Source organism: Aeromicrobium sp. P2_G6, assembly GCF_056403535.1.
Window position 1 is genome coordinate 826990 of record NZ_JBFUFH010000002.1, and the last position, 17730, is coordinate 844719.

Genomic DNA, 17730 nt, shown 5'->3' on the forward strand with positions numbered 1-17730 from the left:
CAGAGTGTGATCTATACGCGTCCGGAATTCGGGATGATCGGCACGTGGATTCACAGCCTGGACGATACCGTTGGGGCATGCCATCCGAAGACCAGTCCCTCGTCGACGCCATCAAGGGGCCGTCGCCGAGCTACTCGTTCGAGTTCTTTCCGCCCAAGGACGACGAGGGCGAAGCGGTGCTGTGGCAGACCATCGCCGATCTCGAACCCCTCGCGCCGACCTTCGTCTCGGTGACCTACGGCGCTGGCGGCACGAGCCAGGAGCGTACGGTCCGCATCACCGCTCGCATCGCCGAGCAGACCAGCATGCGCCCGGTCGGCCACCTGACCCTCGTCGCGCAGACTCGCGGCGAGATCGAGTCGGTGCTGAAGCAGTACGCCGCGGCCGGCGTCGACAACGTGCTCGCCCTCCGCGGCGACCCCAAGGGCGGCCCGCGCGCCGCCTGGGAGCCCCACCCTGATGGCATGAACCACGCGATCGATCTCGTCGAGCTCGCCACGGCTCTGGGCGGGTTCCGCATCGGTGTCGCGGCGTTCCCCGAAGGCCATCCCGACGCGGCGAGCCTCGACCACGACGCCCAGGTGCTGGTGGACAAGGCCGACGCGGGCGCGGAGTACGCCATCACGCAGCTGTTCTTCCGGTCGTCCGACTACTTCGCCCTCGTGGACCGTGTGCGCGCCAAGGGCTGCGACATCCCGATCGTTCCGGGCATCATGCCGATCCTCAACTTCGCCCAGGTCGCCCGCATGGCCGAGCTGTCGGGTGCCGAGCTGCCGCGCGAGGTGCTCGACCAGATCGAGCCCATCCAGGACGACAAGGCCGCCGTGCGCACCAAGGGCATCGAGCTCGCGACCCAGATGTGCCGTGACCTGCTGGCCGGGGGAGCGCCGGGCCTGCACTTCATCACCCTCAACCGGTCGAAGGCGACCCGCGAGATCTTCGAGGCGCTCCGCGCCGACAACCTCGTCTAGCGCGGCACGGGGCCGATCGCCTCGGCGATCGAAGCGGTGGCCATGCCGATGGCCTCGAGCGTCGCGCCCGGGTGGGCGTGCGCGCCCGCGAAGTAGAGCCCGCCAGTCGGGGCGACGCCAGGCAGCTCGAACGCGCTGGTCCAGCCCCGCCACGCCCACCCCGAGTGGCCGAGCCTCACGAGGTCGCTGGGATTGAGGTCGATCTGCTCGTCGACGTATGGCCGAAGGTCGATCCCGAAGCGTACGAGCGCACGCAACGGGTCCTCGCCGCTGCGGTGCTCGATCGTCCAGAGGCCTTCTCCGCCCGACCACATCCTGATCGGCGGGTTGGCATGCACGAGGATCTCGTCTGGCATCGACGGCGCCTCGGATGTCAGGGCGACCAAGGTCCTCGACGCCGGTATGACCGGCATCAGCGTGACCGGCGGCAGGGGAGCGGGCCAGGTCGGCGCGCACCACACGACGAGGTCGGCCGGCACGGTGCGCAGGGACGTCACGACCCCGCGTACGTGTCCGTCCTCGAGGATCAGCTCGTGGGCCGATTCGCCGAGCTCGATCGTGACCCCGCGCTCGCCGAGCCTCGTCTCGAGGGCGGCCGCCAGAGCCGGCAGGCCGCCGACGAACCGCCAGCGACCGAACGATCGCTCGACGTAGTGGCCGACCGCGACGAATCCGGGAGTGGCGTGCCGGTCATGTCCGGCGAGCCGCACGGGGTCGAGCACGAGCTTGCGGAGCCGGTCGTCGTCGAGGTCCTTCTCCGCGAGGGTTGCGATGGTGCGGCGAGGCTGCAAGGCCTTGCGGACGGTCCGGTCGATCGCGGGCTTGCCGGCGAACACCTGGTCGAGCGCCATACGGCGGATGACGTCCCACGTCTCCGCGTAGCTGTCGACCCACGGTGACCACTCGTCCTCGCCGAACGCCTCCATCAGCGCGCCGTGCTGGTCGCCGCGGTTGCCGAGCGGGAGATCCAGCACCGACTTGTCCTTGAAGACGTGGCGCCGCCCCTCGGTCTTGGTGAGGTCGAGGACGCGCTCCAACGGCCGGCCGGACTTGCGGAACAGGTCACGGAAGACACCCGGCAGCGTCACGGTGTCGAGGTCGGTCTGCCACGTGCGCCCATCGACGGTCATGCCGTTGAGCCGGCCGCCCAGCTGCTGACCGGCTTCGAGCAGCGTCACGTGGTGGCGCAGCTTGGCCAGCCGAGCCGCGGCCGACATGCCGGCGAAACCGCCACCCACGATCACGACGTTGGCCATGCGCGCAGACTACGTGGTGGCCCGCCGACGCCTGCGCCACGCCATCACGAGCGAGATCACCAGGACATCGGTACGCCCGAGGCTGTCCGGAATCGCAACGGTGTCGCTGAGGCGGTCGACCAGACCAGCACCGCCACCGTCGCACATGCGTTGACGCCGCTGGCCCGGCCGCTGGAGAACACGAGGGCCGTCAGTGACTCCATGCTGGGGACGCTATCGGAAACCGCGATCCACGCTGTGGCACAGTGTCCGTCATGGGTCCGGTCCGCACCGAGTTGATGTGGCAGTCCGTCGTGGATGCCGTCGACGTTGCGGGATCCGGTGACGCGCTCGACGTGCTCGACCTCGGCGGCGGCACGGGCAGTGATGCCGTACGCCTCGCGGCCCTGGGCCACCGCGTCACGGTCGTCGACCCCAGCCCCGATGCGTTGGCGTCGTTGCACCGTCGCGGAGTCGAGGCCGGACTCGACGAAGGGGTCAACGCCGTTCAGGGCGATGCCGCCGATCTGCTCGAGCACGTCGCGCCGTCCTCGTTCGACCTCGTCATCTGTCACGACGTCATCGAGCACGTGGACGACCCCGGCCAGGCCCTCTCGACCATCGCGACGGTGCTGCGCCCCGGTGGCCACGTCAGCGTCGTCGTTGCCGGGCGCAATGCCGCGGTCGCGGCTCGTGCCCTCGCCGGTGACTTCGTCACGGCCCAGTCCCTCGTGGGCCGCTCCTCCAGCACGTGGGACGTCCGTACGATGGGGCCTCGACGGTTCGTCGTTGCTGAGCTCGAGGACCTGCTGACGTCACACGGGTTCGTGCCGGTCGCGACGACCGGCGTGCGTGTCTTCGCCGACCTCGTGCCCAGCGCGATCGTGGATACCGAGCCGGGAGCTCGTGATGCGTTGTACGCCCTGGAGCGTCTCCTGAGCACTTCTGAGGACTTCACCTCGCTTTCGGCTGGTCTGCACACGATCGCGCGCCTAGACTTGTCAGTAGCAACACCCGATCCAGGAGGCAAAAGTGCCGCTCTCTGATGAAGAGGCCCGGCTGCTCCACCAGCTCGAGCAGTCATTGGCCGCCGAAGACCCTGACTTCGCGTCCACCCTCCGTGGCTCGAAGTTCATGGCACACAACCGCCGCATCGCGATCCTGGCCGTCCTGGGGTTCATCGGTGGGTTGGTTCTGCTGTTCGCCGGCGCTGTGTCGGCCATGACGTGGCTCGGGGTCTTCGGATTCGTCACGATGCTCGCCACCGCCTATCTGTTCATGAATGCGTGGAAGCGCGGGATCGGCCGCACCAACGAGGAGCCCGCCCGCAGCTCGGGCAGGCCCGCGAAGTCCTCCGGAACCTTCGTCGATCGCATGGAGGAGCGCTGGCAGCGGCGCCGGGACGGCGACGAACGCTAGATCCGCCCCACTTCACTCCACTTTCACCATGACCGCCCCCTCGGGGGCGGTTTTTCTTTGCCCTGACGGCATTTTCGGCAGCCCCCACTACGGGGAGCGCATGCCCAGGAATTCCCGTAAACGTCTCCGATTTGGCGTACAGGTGGGGGATCGTGGGGTATGGTGGGGCGAAATGGAGGAACTGTTCGGCGGCGAGGAGGAGAGAGGTGAACCCGGATGTCGCAAACTTCTTCGGCACCTACACCCCTCGTCTCGACGACAAGGGCCGGCTCTTCCTCCCGGCGAAGTTCCGCCCCCGGCTCGAGCACGGCATCGTCCTCACCCGCGGACAGGAGAACTGCATCTACGGGTGGACGACCGAGGCGTTCAACGCCTTCACCGATCGGGTCCGGGACACGCCGTTCACGAACCAGGCCGCCCGAAACTTCACCCGCATGTTCTTCTCCGGCGCTTCCTCGGAGGTCCCGGACAAGCAGGGACGCATCTCCGTACCCCCGGTGCTCCGCGAGTGGGCCCATCTGGACCGCGACTGCACGGTCGTCGGAGCGATGGACCGCATCGAGATCTGGGACTCGGGCCGCTGGACCGATTTCTCGAACGCCCAGGAAGGTCCGTTCGCGGACATGTCAGAGGAAGTGATGCCCGGCATCTTCTGACGGTCGCGTGGCGAGATCTGCGCCCGCGTGGTTCTGACATCACTTCCCCGGTGTCAGACCCAGCGGACGCAGATCTGGCCACACGACATCAGCCGGGCAGTACGACAAGCGGAGAGGACGAGGTGGCATGAGGATCGACCAGGGCACGAAGCGCGTACGGCACGAGGTTGCCGACGGCGTGCGGCTCATGGCCTTCTCCCTCGGCTCTTCCGTCGCGGTCGCCGTGCTCGTCGCTCTCCTCCTGGGGTCGCTATGACCGAGGCGAGCCACGTTCCGGTCCTGCTCGAGCGCGTCCTCGACCTCCTCGCACCATCTGTCGCCGTTGACCGGCCCGTCGTCGTCGACGCGACGCTGGGCCTCGGGGGACACACGGAGGCGATGCTCAACCGTTTCGCTGACCTGCACGTCATCGGCATCGACCGCGACCCGGAGGCGCTGGCACGAGCCAAGACCCGGCTCGCCGGGTTCGGTGACCGGGTGACCTTCGCGCACGCGGTCTACGACGAGATCGCCGACGTCGTCGCCGAGGCCGGCTTCCGCACGGTGTCCGGAGTCCTGTTCGACCTCGGGGTGTCGTCGATGCAGCTCGACCTCGCCGACCGCGGTTTCGCGTACGCCCAGGACGCGCCGCTCGACATGCGTATGAATCCCGAGGACGAGCTGACCGCCGCCGACATCCTCAACACGTACACCTCACGCGATCTCGCCAGGGTGCTGCGGGAGTACGGCGAGGAGAAGTTCGCCAAGCGGATCGCCGACGCGGTGGTCGCCGAGCGCGCGCGTGAGCCGTTCACGGACAGCGCCCGCCTGGTCGACCTCATCCGTACGTCGATCCCGGCGGCCGCACGACGCACCGGCGGGAACCCGGCGAAGCGGACGTTCCAGGCCCTGCGCATCGAGGTCAACGACGAGCTCGGCGTCTACCGCCGCGCGTTGCCCGCCTCGCTGGAGATCCTGGCGCCCGGCGGCCGGGTCGTCGTCCTGGCGTACCACTCGCTCGAGGACCGCATCACGAAGCGCGCGTTCACGGAGGTCACCACGACCGATGTGCCGCGTGACCTGCCGTTCGTGCCCGAGGGGCACGAGGCGCGGTTCCGCCTCGTCACACGCGGTGCCGAGATGGCGACCGACGCGGAGATCGAGGAGAACTCCCGCGCCCGGTCCGTACGCCTTCGCGTCGTCGAGCGAGTCGCCGCATGAGCCCCCAACTTGCGCGCGCCGTGAACGCGGCCTCGTCGGCGGCGCCGCGGTTCTCACCGGAGAGTGCCAAGGCCGCAGGGCTTCGCCTCGTCCGACCCGTACGCAGCCGGGCCCGCAAGGCGCCGTTCGTCGTCGTGATCCTCACGATCCTGTCCATCGGGCTCGTCGGGCTCATCATCATGAGCACGGTGCTGCAGGCGCAGTCGTTCGAGGCGCAGAAGCTCAACCGTCAGGTGGCCGAGCTCGAGACCCAGCAGCAGCTGCTGTCCCGTGAGGTCGACAAGCTCCAGAGCCCCGCGAACGTCGCGCGGCGGGCCATCGCGTACGGCATGGTCCCCAACACCAACCCGGCGTTCCTGCGGCTCTCCGACGGCAAGGTCCTCGGCAAGCCGGAGGCGGCCCAGCCCGGCAAGACCAACATCAGGAGCGTGACACCGTGAGCAAGGCAGTGTCCGGCCGGCGCCTGCGGGTGTGCCTCGCGATGGTCGTCGGCGTGTTCATGGTCTTCGGCGTCCGCCTCTTCCAGATCCAGGGACTAGATGCGAGTGCGTACGCCGCCAAGGCGATCGAGGACGGCACGGCCAAGAGCACCGTCCCCGCACCCCGCGGAGCGATCCTCGATCGCAACGGCGCCGAGCTGGCCACGAACGTCGACGGCCTGACGTTGACCGCGGACCCGAAGATGACGGCCCCGAACGCCCCGCAGATCGCCCGCATCCTGCGCGAGAAGCTCGGCGACCGCATCGACTACTTCGACACGATCGACAAGCTCCGCACGCCGGACTCGCGCTTCGTCTACCTCACCCGCGACGTCCCGGCCTGGACCGCCAAGAAGGCCCTGACGGCAATCTCCGACGCCGGGATGACCGGAGTGTTCAGCGAGAAGGAGACCCTGCGGACCTACCCCGGCGGCAAGCTCGCAGCCAACCTGCTCGGCTACGTCAACGGTGCAGGCAAGGGCGTTGCCGGCATCGAGCAGCAGTACGACAAGACGCTGACCGGCACCGACGGCGCCAGCACGTACGAGGTCGACCCCAACACCGGTGTCCGCATCCCCATGGCCGACAGCACCGTGACCAAGATGGTGCCTGGCCGCAACGTCGCGACCACGATCGACCGTGACCTGCAGTGGTACGCCGACCAGCGGCTCGCCGACGCCGTGCGGCAGTCGAGCTCGGACTGGGGTCTCGCGATCACGATGGACACCAAGACGTGCCAGATCGTGCAGATGTCGCAGGCGCCGACGTTCAACCCTGACGACGAGACCGGGATGGTCGACTCCAACACCGTTTCGCGCGCCGTGCAGAACGTCTACGAGCCCGGCAGCGTCATGAAGACCGTCACGATGGCGGCTCTCGCCGACCAGGGCAAGATCGCGTCGGACACGCCGATCGTCGTCCCCTCGGGCATGAACATCGACAAGTTCCACATCGGTGACTACTGGAAGCACGGGGTCCTGCACCTCACCGCTGCGGGCGTCATCGCGAAGTCGTCGAACCTCGGCACGATCGTCGCCTCGCAGCAGATGAGCAACTCGGTGATGTACAACTACTTCCGCAAGTTCGGGCTCGGCCAGATGTCCGGCGTCAACCTGCCGGGCGAGTCCGACGGCATCCTCAGGAACGGCAAGGAGTGGACCAAGGCCAACCACGCGACGATCGCGTTCGGCCAGGGCATCTCGGTGACCGCGATGCAGATGGTCCGCGCGGTCGGAGCGATCGCCAATGCAGGCAAGATGTGCGAGCCGTCCGTCGTCAGCTCCACGACCGATGCCAACGGCAAGGAGATCAAGATCCCGGCCAAGGCGAGCAAGCGCGTCGTCTCGAAGGACGCCGCGGCAACCGTCACCCGCATGATGGAGGCCGTCACGGCCCCGGACGGCACCGCACCGGCCGCGTCGATCAAGGGCTACCGCGTCGCCGGCAAGACCGGCACGGCCTGGCGGGTCGACCCGGCAACGGGTCGCTACATCCGCGGCCAGAACACGGTGTCGTTCATGGGCTTCGCACCCGCCGACAACCCGCGGTTCCTGACGTACATCGTGCTCGACAAGCCGTACAGCAACGCGGGCGGCGGCTCCACCGCAGCGCCGGTGTTCCACGACATCATGTCGATGGCCCTCGAGCGCTTCGGCGTCGCGCCGACCGGCTCGAAGAGCCCGAAGGTGAAGCAAACTTGGTAAGTCGGAGGGCTGCTTCGTCGCCCTTCTGAGCGGCTTCGCCGCTGCCGACTGTCGGGCTTCGCCCGACCTTCATCTCGCGTGATCGCTGGGTCGGGTTTGCGCCGTGCCTGGCCGTGACCGGAATCAATCGACGGATAGGGTCGAGGAGTGACTGAGGAGATGCGCGTACGGCCGCGGGAGACGCCGCGATGGACCCTCACGGAGCTGGCCGCCGAGCTCGACGCCGTGGCCACCTCGGAGGCGATCGTCACGGGCATCTCGCTCAACACCAAGCACCTCGAGCCGGGCGATCTCTACGCCGCGCTGCAGGGTGCCAACTCGCATGGTGCGGCATTCGCCGGCATCGCCCGCGACCTCGGTGCCAGCGCGGTGCTGACCGACTCCGAGGGCGCCGCGATCGTCAGCGAGCTGCCGATGATCGTGGTCGAGGACCCGCGCCGTGAGCTGGCAAAGCTCAGCAGCACGTTCTACGAGAACCCCAGCGAGGCGTTCACGACGGTCGGCATCACCGGCACGCAGGGCAAGACCACCACGACCTATCTGGCCGAGTCGGCGCTCGGCGGCCGGGTGTCGGCCGTCGTCGGCACGATCGGCACCCGCATCGGCCGCGTCCCGGCGCCATCGACCCTGACGACCCCCGAGGCACCTCAGCTGCAGGCGTTGTTCGCGGTGATGCGTGAGGAAGAGGTCGAGCTGTGCGCGATGGAGGTTTCGAGCCACGCGCTGGTGCAGGGCCGGGTCGACGGGTTCGTGTTCGACATCGGGGTGTTCCTCAACCTCGGGCGCGACCACCTCGACTTCCACAAGGACCTCGAGGACTACTTCCTCGCCAAGGCCGCGCTGTTCACGCCTGACCATGCCCGCCACGCCGTCATCAACATCGACGACCCGCACGGCCGCCGGCTCCGTGAGCTGACGCCTTTGCCGGTCACGACGTTCTCGACCGACGGCAATCCCGCGGACTGGCGTGCCGTCAACATCCGTCCGCACCGCCTAGGCACGGACCTCGAGGTGCTCGGACCTGACGAGATCGCGGTCGACCTGTCGGTGCCGCTGCCCGGCGTCTTCAACGTCTCCAACGCACTCGCCGTCATCGCGGCGCTGTCACAGGCTGGGCACGACCCCAAGGAGCTCGCCGCCGGGATCGCCGCCAGCACCGGCGTGCCCGGCCGCATGGAGCGCGTCGAGGCCGGACAGCCGTTCACGGCGATCGTCGACTATGCCCACAAGCCCGACGCGGTGACCGCCGTCCTGACGGCGCTCCGTCCGGTCACCGCCGGCCGGCTCATCATGGTGATCGGCGCGGGCGGCGACCGCGACCACGGCAAGCGCCCGCTGATGGGTGAGGCGGCAGCACGCCATGCCGACGTCGTGATCGTGACCGACGACAACCCGCGCACCGAGAGCGCCGCGTCGATCCGGGCCTCAGTGCTCGAGGGTGCCGCTGCGGGCCCGGGCGTCGCGATCGAGGTGCCGGGCCGCCGCGAGGCGATCGCCCACGCGGTCCAGATGGCGCACCTCGGCGACACCGTCGTGGTTGCCGGCAAGGGGCACGAGCGCGGCCAGGAGGTCAAGGGTGTCGTGCACCCGTTCGACGACCGCGAGGTCCTGGTCGAGCTGATCGGGGAGCAGGCGTGATCCCTCTGACGCTTCGCGACATCGCCGAGATCACGGGGGGCACGGTCCACGGCGACGAGGCGATCGTCGTCGATGCGCCGGCAACTCTCGACTCGCGCGCGGCCGAACCCGGCGGCCTGTTCGTGGCGATCGCGGGGGAGCACGCCGACGGCCACGAGTTCGCGGCGCAGTCCGTCGCCAGTGGAGCGGCGGCCGTGCTCGCCTCCCGCCAGGTGGACGCGCCGTCGGTCGTGGTGGACGACGTCGTCGTGGCGCTCGGCACGCTGGCTCGCCACGTGATCGACGAGCTGCAGGACGTCACGGTCGTGGCGATCACCGGATCGAGCGGCAAGACCAGCGCGAAGGACCTCATCGCGCAGCTCCTGGAGCCCGATGGGATGACGGTCGCGACGGCCGGCAACTACAACAACGAGCTGGGCGTCCCGCTGACCGTCCTGCGCGCCGACGAGCTGACCCGCTTCCTCGTCGTCGAGATGGGCGCGCGCGCCCTGGGCAACATCGCCGAGCTGTGCCGGGTCGTCCCGCCAGACGTCGGCGTGGTGCTCAACGTCGGCCACGCGCACATCGGCGAGTTCGGCTCGGCCGAGGTCATCGCCCAGACCAAGGGCGAGCTCGCAGAAGCGGTCGAGAGCGACGGCGTGGTCGTCCTCAACGCCGATGACGCGCTCGTGTCGGCCATGGCTGCCCGCACAGACGCTGCGATCGTGACCTTCGGCGAGACCGGTGACGTACGCGTGAGCGACCTCGAGGTCGACCCTGCCGGCAACCCGCGCTTCACCCTGACGCACGGTGGCCGGAGCGTGCCGGCGTACGTCCCGCTGATCGGCGAGTACCACGCGTGGAACGCCGCGGCCGCGGTCGCCGTGGCGATCGTGCTCGGCGTTGATCTCGCGACGGCGACCGAGCGCCTGGCCACGGCCGGGTCCCGATCTCCGATGCGGATGGAGCGCCATGTGCGCGCCGACGGGGTCGTCGTGATCAACGACGCCTACAACGCCAACCCCGAGTCGATGGCGGCCGCCCTGCGCGCAGCATCCGCGATCGGAGCGGGGCGGGCGGTCGCGGTGCTCGGCGAGATGCTCGAGCTGGGCGCCGACAGCCATGCAGCCCATGTCGAGATCGGGCGACTCGCCGCAGAACTCGGGTTCACGCGGGTCGTCGTCGTCGGCGAAGGGGCTCGCGGCATCGCCGAAGGCGCGGGCGACATCGCGGTCAGTGTCGAGGATGTCGATGTGGCCGTTCGCACACTGTCCGCGAGCCTGTCCGGGGACGAGGTCGTTCTTGTGAAAGCATCGAGGGGCGGCCGGCTCGAGCGGGTCGCGGACGCCCTACTGGAGGGCTGACGGCATACTCGACCGAGCATGCCCAACAGCCCGGGGAAAGGACCAGCCACCCGATGAAGGCCATCCTGATCGCAGGAGCACTGTCCCTCTTGGGGACCCTCATCGGCACCCGCTTCGCGATCTCGGTCCTGGTCAAGAAGGGATACGGCCAGCTCATCCGGGACGACGGTCCCACCTCGCACCACACCAAGCGCGGCACGCCGACGATGGGCGGCCTCGTCGTGATCGGGTCCGTGCTGTTCGCCTACTTCATGGCCAAGCTGGCGACCCAGACCGAGCCCAGCGCATCGGCCCTGTTGCTGTTGTTCCTGTTCACCGGCCTGGGCGCGATCGGCTTCCTCGACGACTTCATCAAGGTCTTCAAGCAGCGCAACCTCGGGCTCCGCAGCAAGGCCAAGTTCATCGGCCAGGTGGTCGTCGGCCTGATCTTCGCGTGGCTCGCGATCCGCATGGAGGACAACACCGGAGAGACCCCGATCACCCACGCGATCTCGTTCACCCGGGACTTCAACGGCCCTGAGCTGCCGACCGCTCTGCTCGTGATCTGGGTGCTGCTGCTGATCGCCGGCGCGAGCAATGGCGTGAACCTCACGGACGGCCTCGACGGACTCGCGACCGGCGCCTCGGTGATGGTGTTCGGTGCCTTCGTCATCATCAACATCTGGCAGAGCAACCAGAGCTGCTCGGCCATCGGCGCCGGAGCGAAGTGCTACGAGGTGCGCGACCCGCTCGACCTGGCGGTGGTGGCGTCCGCCCTGACGGGAGCCTGTTTCGGCTTCCTGTGGTGGAACGCGTCGCCGGCCAAGATCTTCATGGGTGACACCGGCTCGCTGTCCCTGGGCGGCGCGATGGCCGGATTCGCGCTCATGACCCGCACGGAGCTCCTGCTGGTCGTCATCGGCGGCCTGTTCGTCGCGATCACGGCGTCGGTGATCCTGCAGGTCGGGTTCTTCAAGCTCAGCGGAGGCAGACGCATCTTCCGCATGGCACCACTGCAGCACCATTTCGAGCTGCTGGGCTGGGACGAGATCACGATCGTCGTCAGGTTCTGGATCATCAGCGGCCTGTGCGTCGCGGCGGGCCTGGGCATCTTCTACGCCGAGTGGGTCACCGGAGCATGACGAGCGTCGACACCCTGGGACGGGAGTCGTCGTGGGAGGGCGTACGAGCCGTCGTCGGCGGGCTCGGCGTCAGCGGGTTCGCCGCAGCCGACACCCTCCAGCACCTCGGTGCGAGCGTCATCGCGCTCGACGACGGCGACGACGACGCCCTGCGTGAGAAGGCGACCCTCCTCGAGATCCTGGGCGTCGACGTACGCCTCGGGCCGGGCTCGACCGCGAGCCTCCCCGCCGACGTCGACCTGGTCGTCACGTCGCCGGGCTGGGGTCCCAGCACCCCGATCCTGCTTGAGGCGGCCGGCCGTGGCATCCCCGTATGGGGCGAGGTCGAGCTTGCCTGGCGCCTGCGCGGCGAGGGCGCTGCGCCCTGGCTCGCCGTCACCGGCACCAACGGCAAGACCACCACGGTGCAGATGCTCGAGTCGATCCTTCGCGCCGAAGGCCTCAACGCGCTTGCCGTCGGCAACGTCGGCACACCCGTGCTCGAGGCCGTCATGAACCCCGAGCCGTTCGACGTGCTGGCTGTCGAGCTGTCGAGCTACCAGCTGCACTGGAGCTCGTCGATCTCGGCAGAGGCCAGCGTCGTGCTCAACCTCGCCCCCGATCATCTCGACTGGCACGGTGGACTCGAGGCGTATGCAGCCGACAAGGCGCGAATCTATGACCGCACACAGCTCGCCTGCGTCTACAACGTCCAGGATTCCGAGACCGAGCGGCTCGTCGAGGAAGCCGATGTCATCGAGGGTTGCCGGGCCATTGGCTTCACCCTCGGCATCCCCGCTCCGGGCATGATCGGCCTGGTCGACGACGCGATCGCCGACCGCGCCTTCATCGCCGGGCGGCTCTCGTCCGCCGCCGAGCTCGGCAGCATCCACGACCTGGCGCCGGCCGAGGGCGAGACGCCGGCCCCGCACAACGTCGCCAACGCGCTCGCCGCTGCGGCGCTGGCGCGGGCGCACGGTGTCGCCCCCCGAGCCGTACGGGACGGGCTCCGGTCGTTCAAGCCCGATGCCCATCGCATTTCCGAGGTCGCCCGCGTCGACGGGGTCCGCTGGGTCGACGACTCCAAGGCCACCAACACGCATGCGGCCCAGGCATCGCTGCAGAGCTTCGAGCACGTCGTGTGGGTCGCCGGGGGACTGGCCAAGGGGGCCAGCTTCGACGAGCTCGTGATCGCGACCCGTGACCGCCTCAGGGCGGCCGTCCTGATCGGCCGCGACCGCGCACTGGTCGCCGAGGCGCTGGCGCGACACGCGCCTGATGTGCCCGTCGTCGAGGTCGACACCGGGGAGACTGATCCCATGGATCGCGTCGTCGAGGTCGCGGCATCGCTCGCCCGCGAGGGTGACACCGTGCTGCTGGCTCCTGGCGCCGCGTCCATGGACCAGTTCCGCAACTACTCCGCACGAGGCGACAGCTTCGCCGCGGCGGTCCACCGGTTGCGTGACAGGTCCTGAACCTTCCTTCCCCGAGGCAGAGGACGACCAGGACATGACGCTAGGTAGTGGCACATGAGCGCCACCACTGAGCGCCGATCGCCCGCGATCGTCGAGGCTGCCCGTCGTACGCTCGAGCGCCCGCTCGCGTCCTACCAGCTCGTGCTGGGATCGACCGCCCTGTTGGTCGGGCTCGGCCTGATCATGGTGTTGAGCGCGAGCTCGGTCTACGCCTATCACAACTACGACGGCAACTCGTTCGCGATCGTCGAGCGTCAGGTCATCTTCGCCGTGCTCGGTCTCATCGGCGCCGTCATCGCCGCTCGTGTCCCGTTGAAGTTCTTGCGCAAGCTGATCCTGCCGTTCCTGCTGAGCACTGTCGCGCTCATCGCCGCCACGTTCGTGATCGGCGTCGACGTCAACGGCAACCGCAACTGGCTGGCGCTACCCGGCGGATTCCAGCTGCAGCCGTCGGAGTTCGCCAAGCTGGCGCTCGTCCTGTGGATCGCCGACCTCTACGCGCGCCGGCAGAAGCACCTCGGCACCCCGCGCTACGTCCTGACCCCCATGGTGCCCGTCGCCGGAGCTGTGGCCGCCCTTGTCGTCGGCCAGCACGATCTCGGCACGGCACTCGTGCTGTTCGCGCTGATCGGCGGCATGCTCTGGGTCGCTGGCCTGCCGGCCAAGCAGATGAGCGGGGTCATCGCCGGCATCGTCGTGATCCTCGTGTTCTTCGTCGCCACGGCGCCGCACCGTGTCGCCCGTCTGTTCAACTTCACCGATCCGCAGTCCGACCCGGACAGTGCCGGTTTCCAGGCCATCCACGGCATGATGGCCCTCGCCCGAGGTGGATTCTGGGGTGTCGGGCTGGGTGGCAGTCGGCAGAAGTGGGGCTCCCTGCCGGAGGCGCACACCGACTTCATCCTCGCGGTCATCGGTGAGGAGCTCGGGCTGCTGGGCACGTTCGTGGTCCTGATCCTGCTGATCGTGCTGGCCTTCGCCGGCATCCGCATCGCCAGCCGCACCAACGACCCGTTCGTCCGCTACACCGCGGCGGGCATCACGATCTGGATCATGGCGCAGGCCGTCATCAACATCGGCATGGTGCTGGGCCTGCTCCCGGTCATCGGGATCCCGCTGCCGCTGATCTCCTACGGCGGCTCGAGCCTCCTCGTGACACTGGTCGCCATGGGCGTTCTGCTTAACTGTGCCAAGACCGAACCCGGCGCCCGGCGCGCCCTCGCCGCAGGCCGTGCCAACCGCGCACGGGGCCGCGTTTCACGGAGGAGCTGAACCAGTGCGTGCGTTGCTCGCCGGCGGAGGAACCGCCGGTCACACGTCGCCGCTCCTGGCCACCGCTGCAGTGCTGAGCGAGGCCGGCGTCGACATCACCTGCCTCGGGACCCCGCGCGGCCTCGAGGTCACACTGATCCCACAGGCCGGCTACCCGCTGGAGCTGGTCCCGCCGGTCCCGCTGCCGCGCAGGCCCGGCAAGGCGATGGTCCAGGTCCCCGGCCGGCTGCGGGCCGCGGTCAAGGCGACGGGTGAGGTCATCGACCGCGTACGCCCTGACGTCATCGTCGGGTTCGGCGGCTACGTCTCGGTCCCGGCCTACCTCATTGCCCGGCGCCGGCACATCCCGCTGGTCGTGCACGAGGGCAACGCGATCCCCGGCATCGCCAACAAGCTGGGCGCACGGTTCACCGAGCACGTGGCGACGAGCTTCCCCGAGACCAACCTGCCGCACGCGCACTACATCGGCCTGCCGATCCGTCGCGAGATCTCGAGCCTCGACCGGGCGGCCGTACGCGCCGAGGGTCGGGCCCACTTCGGCCTCGACCCGGACCGGCCGACGCTGCTCGTGACCGGAGGATCGCAGGGCGCCCGGCGCATCAACCAGACGATCGCGGCTGCGGCGCGGGACTTGGCTGATGCCGGAGTCCAGGTGCTGCATGCCGCAGGCCGCCCTGACGAGGTGCCGGTCCATCCCGGCCCGGGCGACCCGCCGTACGTCGTGCTGCCGTTCATCGACCGCATGGACCTCGCGTATGCCGCGGCGGACCTCATCGTGTGCCGAGCCGGTGCCAACACCGTGACCGAGGTCGCCGCGGTCGGACTGCCCGCGGCGTTCGTACCCCTGCCGATCGGCAACGGCGAGCAGGCGCACAACGCGCATCCTGTCGTGCAGGCCGGGGGAGCGCTGCTGATCGACGACGCCGCGCTGTCTCCCGCGTGGATCGACAACGTCGTGATCCCGCTCGTCTCGCACCCCGGCCGCCTCGCCGCGATGTCGGCAGCCGCCTCGGGCATCGTGCCGCGCGACGCCGACCGGAAGCTCGCCGATCTCGTCCTGAAGGCGGCAAGGCCGTGAGGATCCCCGTACCGGACACGATTCCCGCGGCTCGGGAGCTCGGCGCCGTCCACTTCGTCGGCATAGGCGGCGCAGGCCTGTCCGCCATCGCGCGGCTCATGGCGCAACAGGGAATCCGCGTCAGCGGCAGCGACGCCAGCGAGTCCGCCGTCGTCGAAGCGCTGCGAGCCGAGGGCATCACGTGCTTCGTCGGCCACGACGCGGCCCACCTCGCAGGCGTTGACACCGTGATCGCCTCGACCGCGGTGCGCGAGGACAACCCCGAGATCGTCGAGGCGCAGCGTCGAGGGCTGCGACTGTGGCCGCGATCGGCCGGCATGCGCTCGCTCATGGAGGGCCGCCGCACAGTCGCGGTCGCCGGCACGCACGGCAAGACCACGACGACCGGCATGCTGACCTGCGCCTTGATCGCGGCCGGCGCGGAGCCGTCGTTCGCGATCGGTGCCGAGGTCGCGAGCCTCGGTGCCAACGCGCGCCTCGGCCGCAGCGACCTGTTCGTCGCCGAGGCTGATGAGAGCGACGGCGCCTTCCTGCACTACTCGCCGGAGGGGGCGATCGTCACCAACGTCGACGCCGACCACCTCGACAACTACGGGACTGTCGAGGCCTACGCCGCGGCATTCGATGAGTTCGTCGCATCGGTGAGCGAATTCCTCGTGCTCAACGCAGACGACCCGGGGGCGCGCGCGCTGATCGCCCCGGCACGGCAACGCGGCCTCGAGGTCCTGCTGGCCGGATTCGCCGACGACGCCGACCTGCGCGGTCGCGACCTCGTCGTCGAGGGATCGTCATCGACGTTTTCAGCGTCGCTCCACGGGGTCGACCTGGGTCCCGTACGCCTCTCGGTGCCGGGCGCCCACTACGCGCTGGACGCTCTGCTGGCGCTGGGTGCGGGCCTGTTGGTCGGCCAGCACGTCGATCTGCTCGCGGCGGGGCTCACTGCCTACACAGGAGCCAATCGCCGCATGCAGCTCCTGGGCGCGGCCGGTGGCGTGCGGGTCTACGACTCGTACGCGCATCACCCGACCGAGATCCGCGCCGACCTGGCCGCGGCCCGCTCGATCGCCGGCGGCGACCGGCTCGTCGTCGCCTACCAGCCACATCTCGTCAGCCGCACCCGTCTCTACGGTGCGGAGATGGGCGAGGCGCTGTCGAGCGCCGACCGGGTCTTCGTCGCCGACATCTATCTCGCGCGCGAGGATCCCGATCCGGCGGTCACGTCGGCCCTGATCGTCGACGCGATCCGCGGCACCGAGGCCTCGCTCGGCGGTCCGGTCGAGGGGCTGGCCGCAGTTGTTGCGCCTGAGCTGCGCCCCGGCGACCTGTTCCTCACGCTCGGCGCCGGCGACATCACGACCGTTGGCCCCGCGGTCCTGGCGGCGCTCGGAACATGACCGACTTGGATGAGCGGCTTGCTGCGCGTTCCGCCTACGAGCGCCGGCGTCGCTTCAAGCGAGTCGCAGCCGGTGTGTTGGCACTCGTCGTCGTGGGCACGCTGATCTGGCTCGTCATGTTCTCGAGCGTCCTGGCGGTCCGGCGGGTCGCAGTCGACGGCGAGACGACGCTGAGCGAGTCGCAGGTGCGTCGAGCCGCGGACGTGCGCATCGGCCAGCCGCTGGCACGGATCGACGTCGCGGCGATCGAGGCGCGGGTCGCTTCGATGGAGCGCATCCAGAGCGTCACGGTCTCGCGATCGTGGCTGCACACCGTGCGCGTCACGGTGGTCGAGCGCACGCCCGTCGCGTGGCTCACGGTGGGCGGTGCCATCCGTGCCCTCGATCGCTACGGGATCGACTTCCGCACGTACGACAAGGCGCCCGAAGGCCTCCTCGAGGCCGAGGTGACCGCCACGGATCCGCGCCAACGTCAGCAGACCCTCGAGGCCGTGGCGGCCGTCGTACAGCTGATCGAGGACGAGGACCCGGCCCTGCGCAAGCAGATGCAGGCGGTCAGCGCCGCGACCAAGGACTCGATCCAGCTCAACCTGACGAAGGGGCGGACGGTCGTGTGGGGGAGCCGGGCCGACTCGGCGCACAAGCTGACCGTGCTGCGGGCGCTCCTGCGCATCAAGGCGGACCGCTACGACGTCAGCGCGCCCGATCAACCCACGACAACCGGGTAGTCGCGGCGTGTCGCTCCGGCCAGACTGGCCGGTCCGCGT

General features: G+C 69.3%; 18 protein-coding genes. 16 read left to right on the top strand and 2 right to left on the bottom strand.

Translation table 11 applies throughout. The features are described 5' to 3' along the window. The first annotated feature begins 77 nt into the window (after nt 1–77). A complete protein-coding gene (gene metF, locus AC1DVU_RS10615; protein ID WP_476922397.1) occupies nt 78–971 on the top strand; it encodes a methylenetetrahydrofolate reductase [NAD(P)H] in 894 nt (297 codons plus the stop codon). Here the strand turns inward: metF and AC1DVU_RS10620 are convergent. Next, on the bottom strand, nt 968–2227 hold the full coding sequence (locus AC1DVU_RS10620; RefSeq protein ID WP_476922398.1) for a phytoene desaturase family protein: 1260 nt from the start codon (nt 2225–2227) through the stop codon (nt 968–970). The two genes, metF and AC1DVU_RS10620, sit on opposite strands and share 4 nt — an antisense overlap. A gap of 56 nt (nt 2228–2283) precedes the next feature. After that, entirely contained in the window at nt 2284–2430 is a 147-nt protein-coding gene (locus tag AC1DVU_RS10625) for a hypothetical protein (RefSeq protein ID WP_476922399.1), read from the bottom strand. Between the two features lie 51 nt (nt 2431–2481). On the opposite strand from AC1DVU_RS10625, the gene AC1DVU_RS10630 reads away from it, so the two are divergent. From AC1DVU_RS10630 to AC1DVU_RS10700, 15 genes are all read left to right on the top strand, one after another. Next, nucleotides 2482–3252 carry a class I SAM-dependent methyltransferase gene (locus AC1DVU_RS10630; protein WP_476922400.1) on the top strand — a complete coding sequence of 257 codons (771 nt, stop codon included), beginning with the start codon at nt 2482–2484 and terminating at the stop codon, nt 3250–3252. Beyond that, the gene (locus tag AC1DVU_RS10635; protein WP_476922401.1) at nt 3239–3625 is read left to right on the top strand and encodes a DUF3040 domain-containing protein; all 387 of its coding nucleotides are present in this window, start codon (nt 3239–3241) and stop codon (nt 3623–3625) included. The genes AC1DVU_RS10630 and AC1DVU_RS10635 overlap by 14 nt, the downstream gene beginning before the upstream one ends. Nucleotides 3626–3831: 206 nt before the next feature. Continuing rightward, the gene (gene mraZ, locus AC1DVU_RS10640) at nt 3832–4281 is read left to right on the top strand and encodes a division/cell wall cluster transcriptional repressor MraZ (RefSeq protein WP_332661654.1); all 450 of its coding nucleotides are present in this window, start codon (nt 3832–3834) and stop codon (nt 4279–4281) included. 127 nt (nt 4282–4408) lie between these two features. Next, entirely contained in the window at nt 4409–4537 is a 129-nt protein-coding gene (locus tag AC1DVU_RS10645) for a hypothetical protein (protein ID WP_476922402.1), read from the top strand. Next, nucleotides 4534–5481 (top strand): 16S rRNA (cytosine(1402)-N(4))-methyltransferase RsmH, encoded by a 948-nt coding sequence (rsmH, locus tag AC1DVU_RS10650; protein ID WP_476922403.1) that lies wholly within the window; start codon nt 4534–4536, stop codon nt 5479–5481. Before AC1DVU_RS10645 ends, rsmH begins: the two co-directional genes overlap by 4 nt. Continuing rightward, on the top strand, nt 5478–5921 hold the full coding sequence (ftsL, locus tag AC1DVU_RS10655; protein ID WP_476922404.1) for a cell division protein FtsL: 444 nt from the start codon (nt 5478–5480) through the stop codon (nt 5919–5921). The genes rsmH and ftsL overlap by 4 nt, the downstream gene beginning before the upstream one ends. After that, nucleotides 5918–7663, top strand: a complete 1746-nt coding sequence (locus tag AC1DVU_RS10660) for a peptidoglycan D,D-transpeptidase FtsI family protein (RefSeq protein WP_476922405.1) — start codon at nt 5918–5920, stop codon at nt 7661–7663. The genes ftsL and AC1DVU_RS10660 overlap by 4 nt, the downstream gene beginning before the upstream one ends. Before the next feature lie 159 nt (nt 7664–7822). Next, complete coding sequence (locus tag AC1DVU_RS10665; RefSeq protein ID WP_476922474.1) at nt 7823–9301, top strand: UDP-N-acetylmuramoyl-L-alanyl-D-glutamate--2,6-diaminopimelate ligase; 1479 nt, start codon at nt 7823–7825, stop codon at nt 9299–9301. Further along, complete coding sequence (locus AC1DVU_RS10670; RefSeq protein WP_476922406.1) at nt 9298–10644, top strand: UDP-N-acetylmuramoyl-tripeptide--D-alanyl-D-alanine ligase; 1347 nt, start codon at nt 9298–9300, stop codon at nt 10642–10644. The genes AC1DVU_RS10665 and AC1DVU_RS10670 overlap by 4 nt, the downstream gene beginning before the upstream one ends. 53 nt (nt 10645–10697) lie before the next feature. Further along, nucleotides 10698–11765, top strand: coding sequence for a phospho-N-acetylmuramoyl-pentapeptide-transferase (gene mraY, locus AC1DVU_RS10675; protein WP_476922407.1), 1068 nt, complete (start codon nt 10698–10700; stop codon nt 11763–11765). Further along, the gene (gene murD / locus AC1DVU_RS10680; protein WP_476922408.1) at nt 11762–13219 is read left to right on the top strand and encodes a UDP-N-acetylmuramoyl-L-alanine--D-glutamate ligase; all 1458 of its coding nucleotides are present in this window, start codon (nt 11762–11764) and stop codon (nt 13217–13219) included. Before mraY ends, murD begins: the two co-directional genes overlap by 4 nt. A gap of 54 nt (nt 13220–13273) precedes the next feature. Then, on the top strand, nt 13274–14491 hold the full coding sequence (gene ftsW / locus AC1DVU_RS10685; protein ID WP_476922409.1) for a putative lipid II flippase FtsW: 1218 nt from the start codon (nt 13274–13276) through the stop codon (nt 14489–14491). 4 nt (nt 14492–14495) lie between these two features. Next, complete coding sequence (gene murG, locus AC1DVU_RS10690) at nt 14496–15569, top strand: undecaprenyldiphospho-muramoylpentapeptide beta-N-acetylglucosaminyltransferase (protein ID WP_476922410.1); 1074 nt, start codon at nt 14496–14498, stop codon at nt 15567–15569. Further along, complete coding sequence (murC, locus tag AC1DVU_RS10695; protein WP_476922411.1) at nt 15566–16963, top strand: UDP-N-acetylmuramate--L-alanine ligase; 1398 nt, start codon at nt 15566–15568, stop codon at nt 16961–16963. Before murG ends, murC begins: the two co-directional genes overlap by 4 nt. Next, nucleotides 16960–17691, top strand: coding sequence for a cell division protein FtsQ/DivIB (locus tag AC1DVU_RS10700; RefSeq protein ID WP_476922412.1), 732 nt, complete (start codon nt 16960–16962; stop codon nt 17689–17691). Before murC ends, AC1DVU_RS10700 begins: the two co-directional genes overlap by 4 nt. Nucleotides 17692–17730 lie beyond the last annotated feature (39 nt).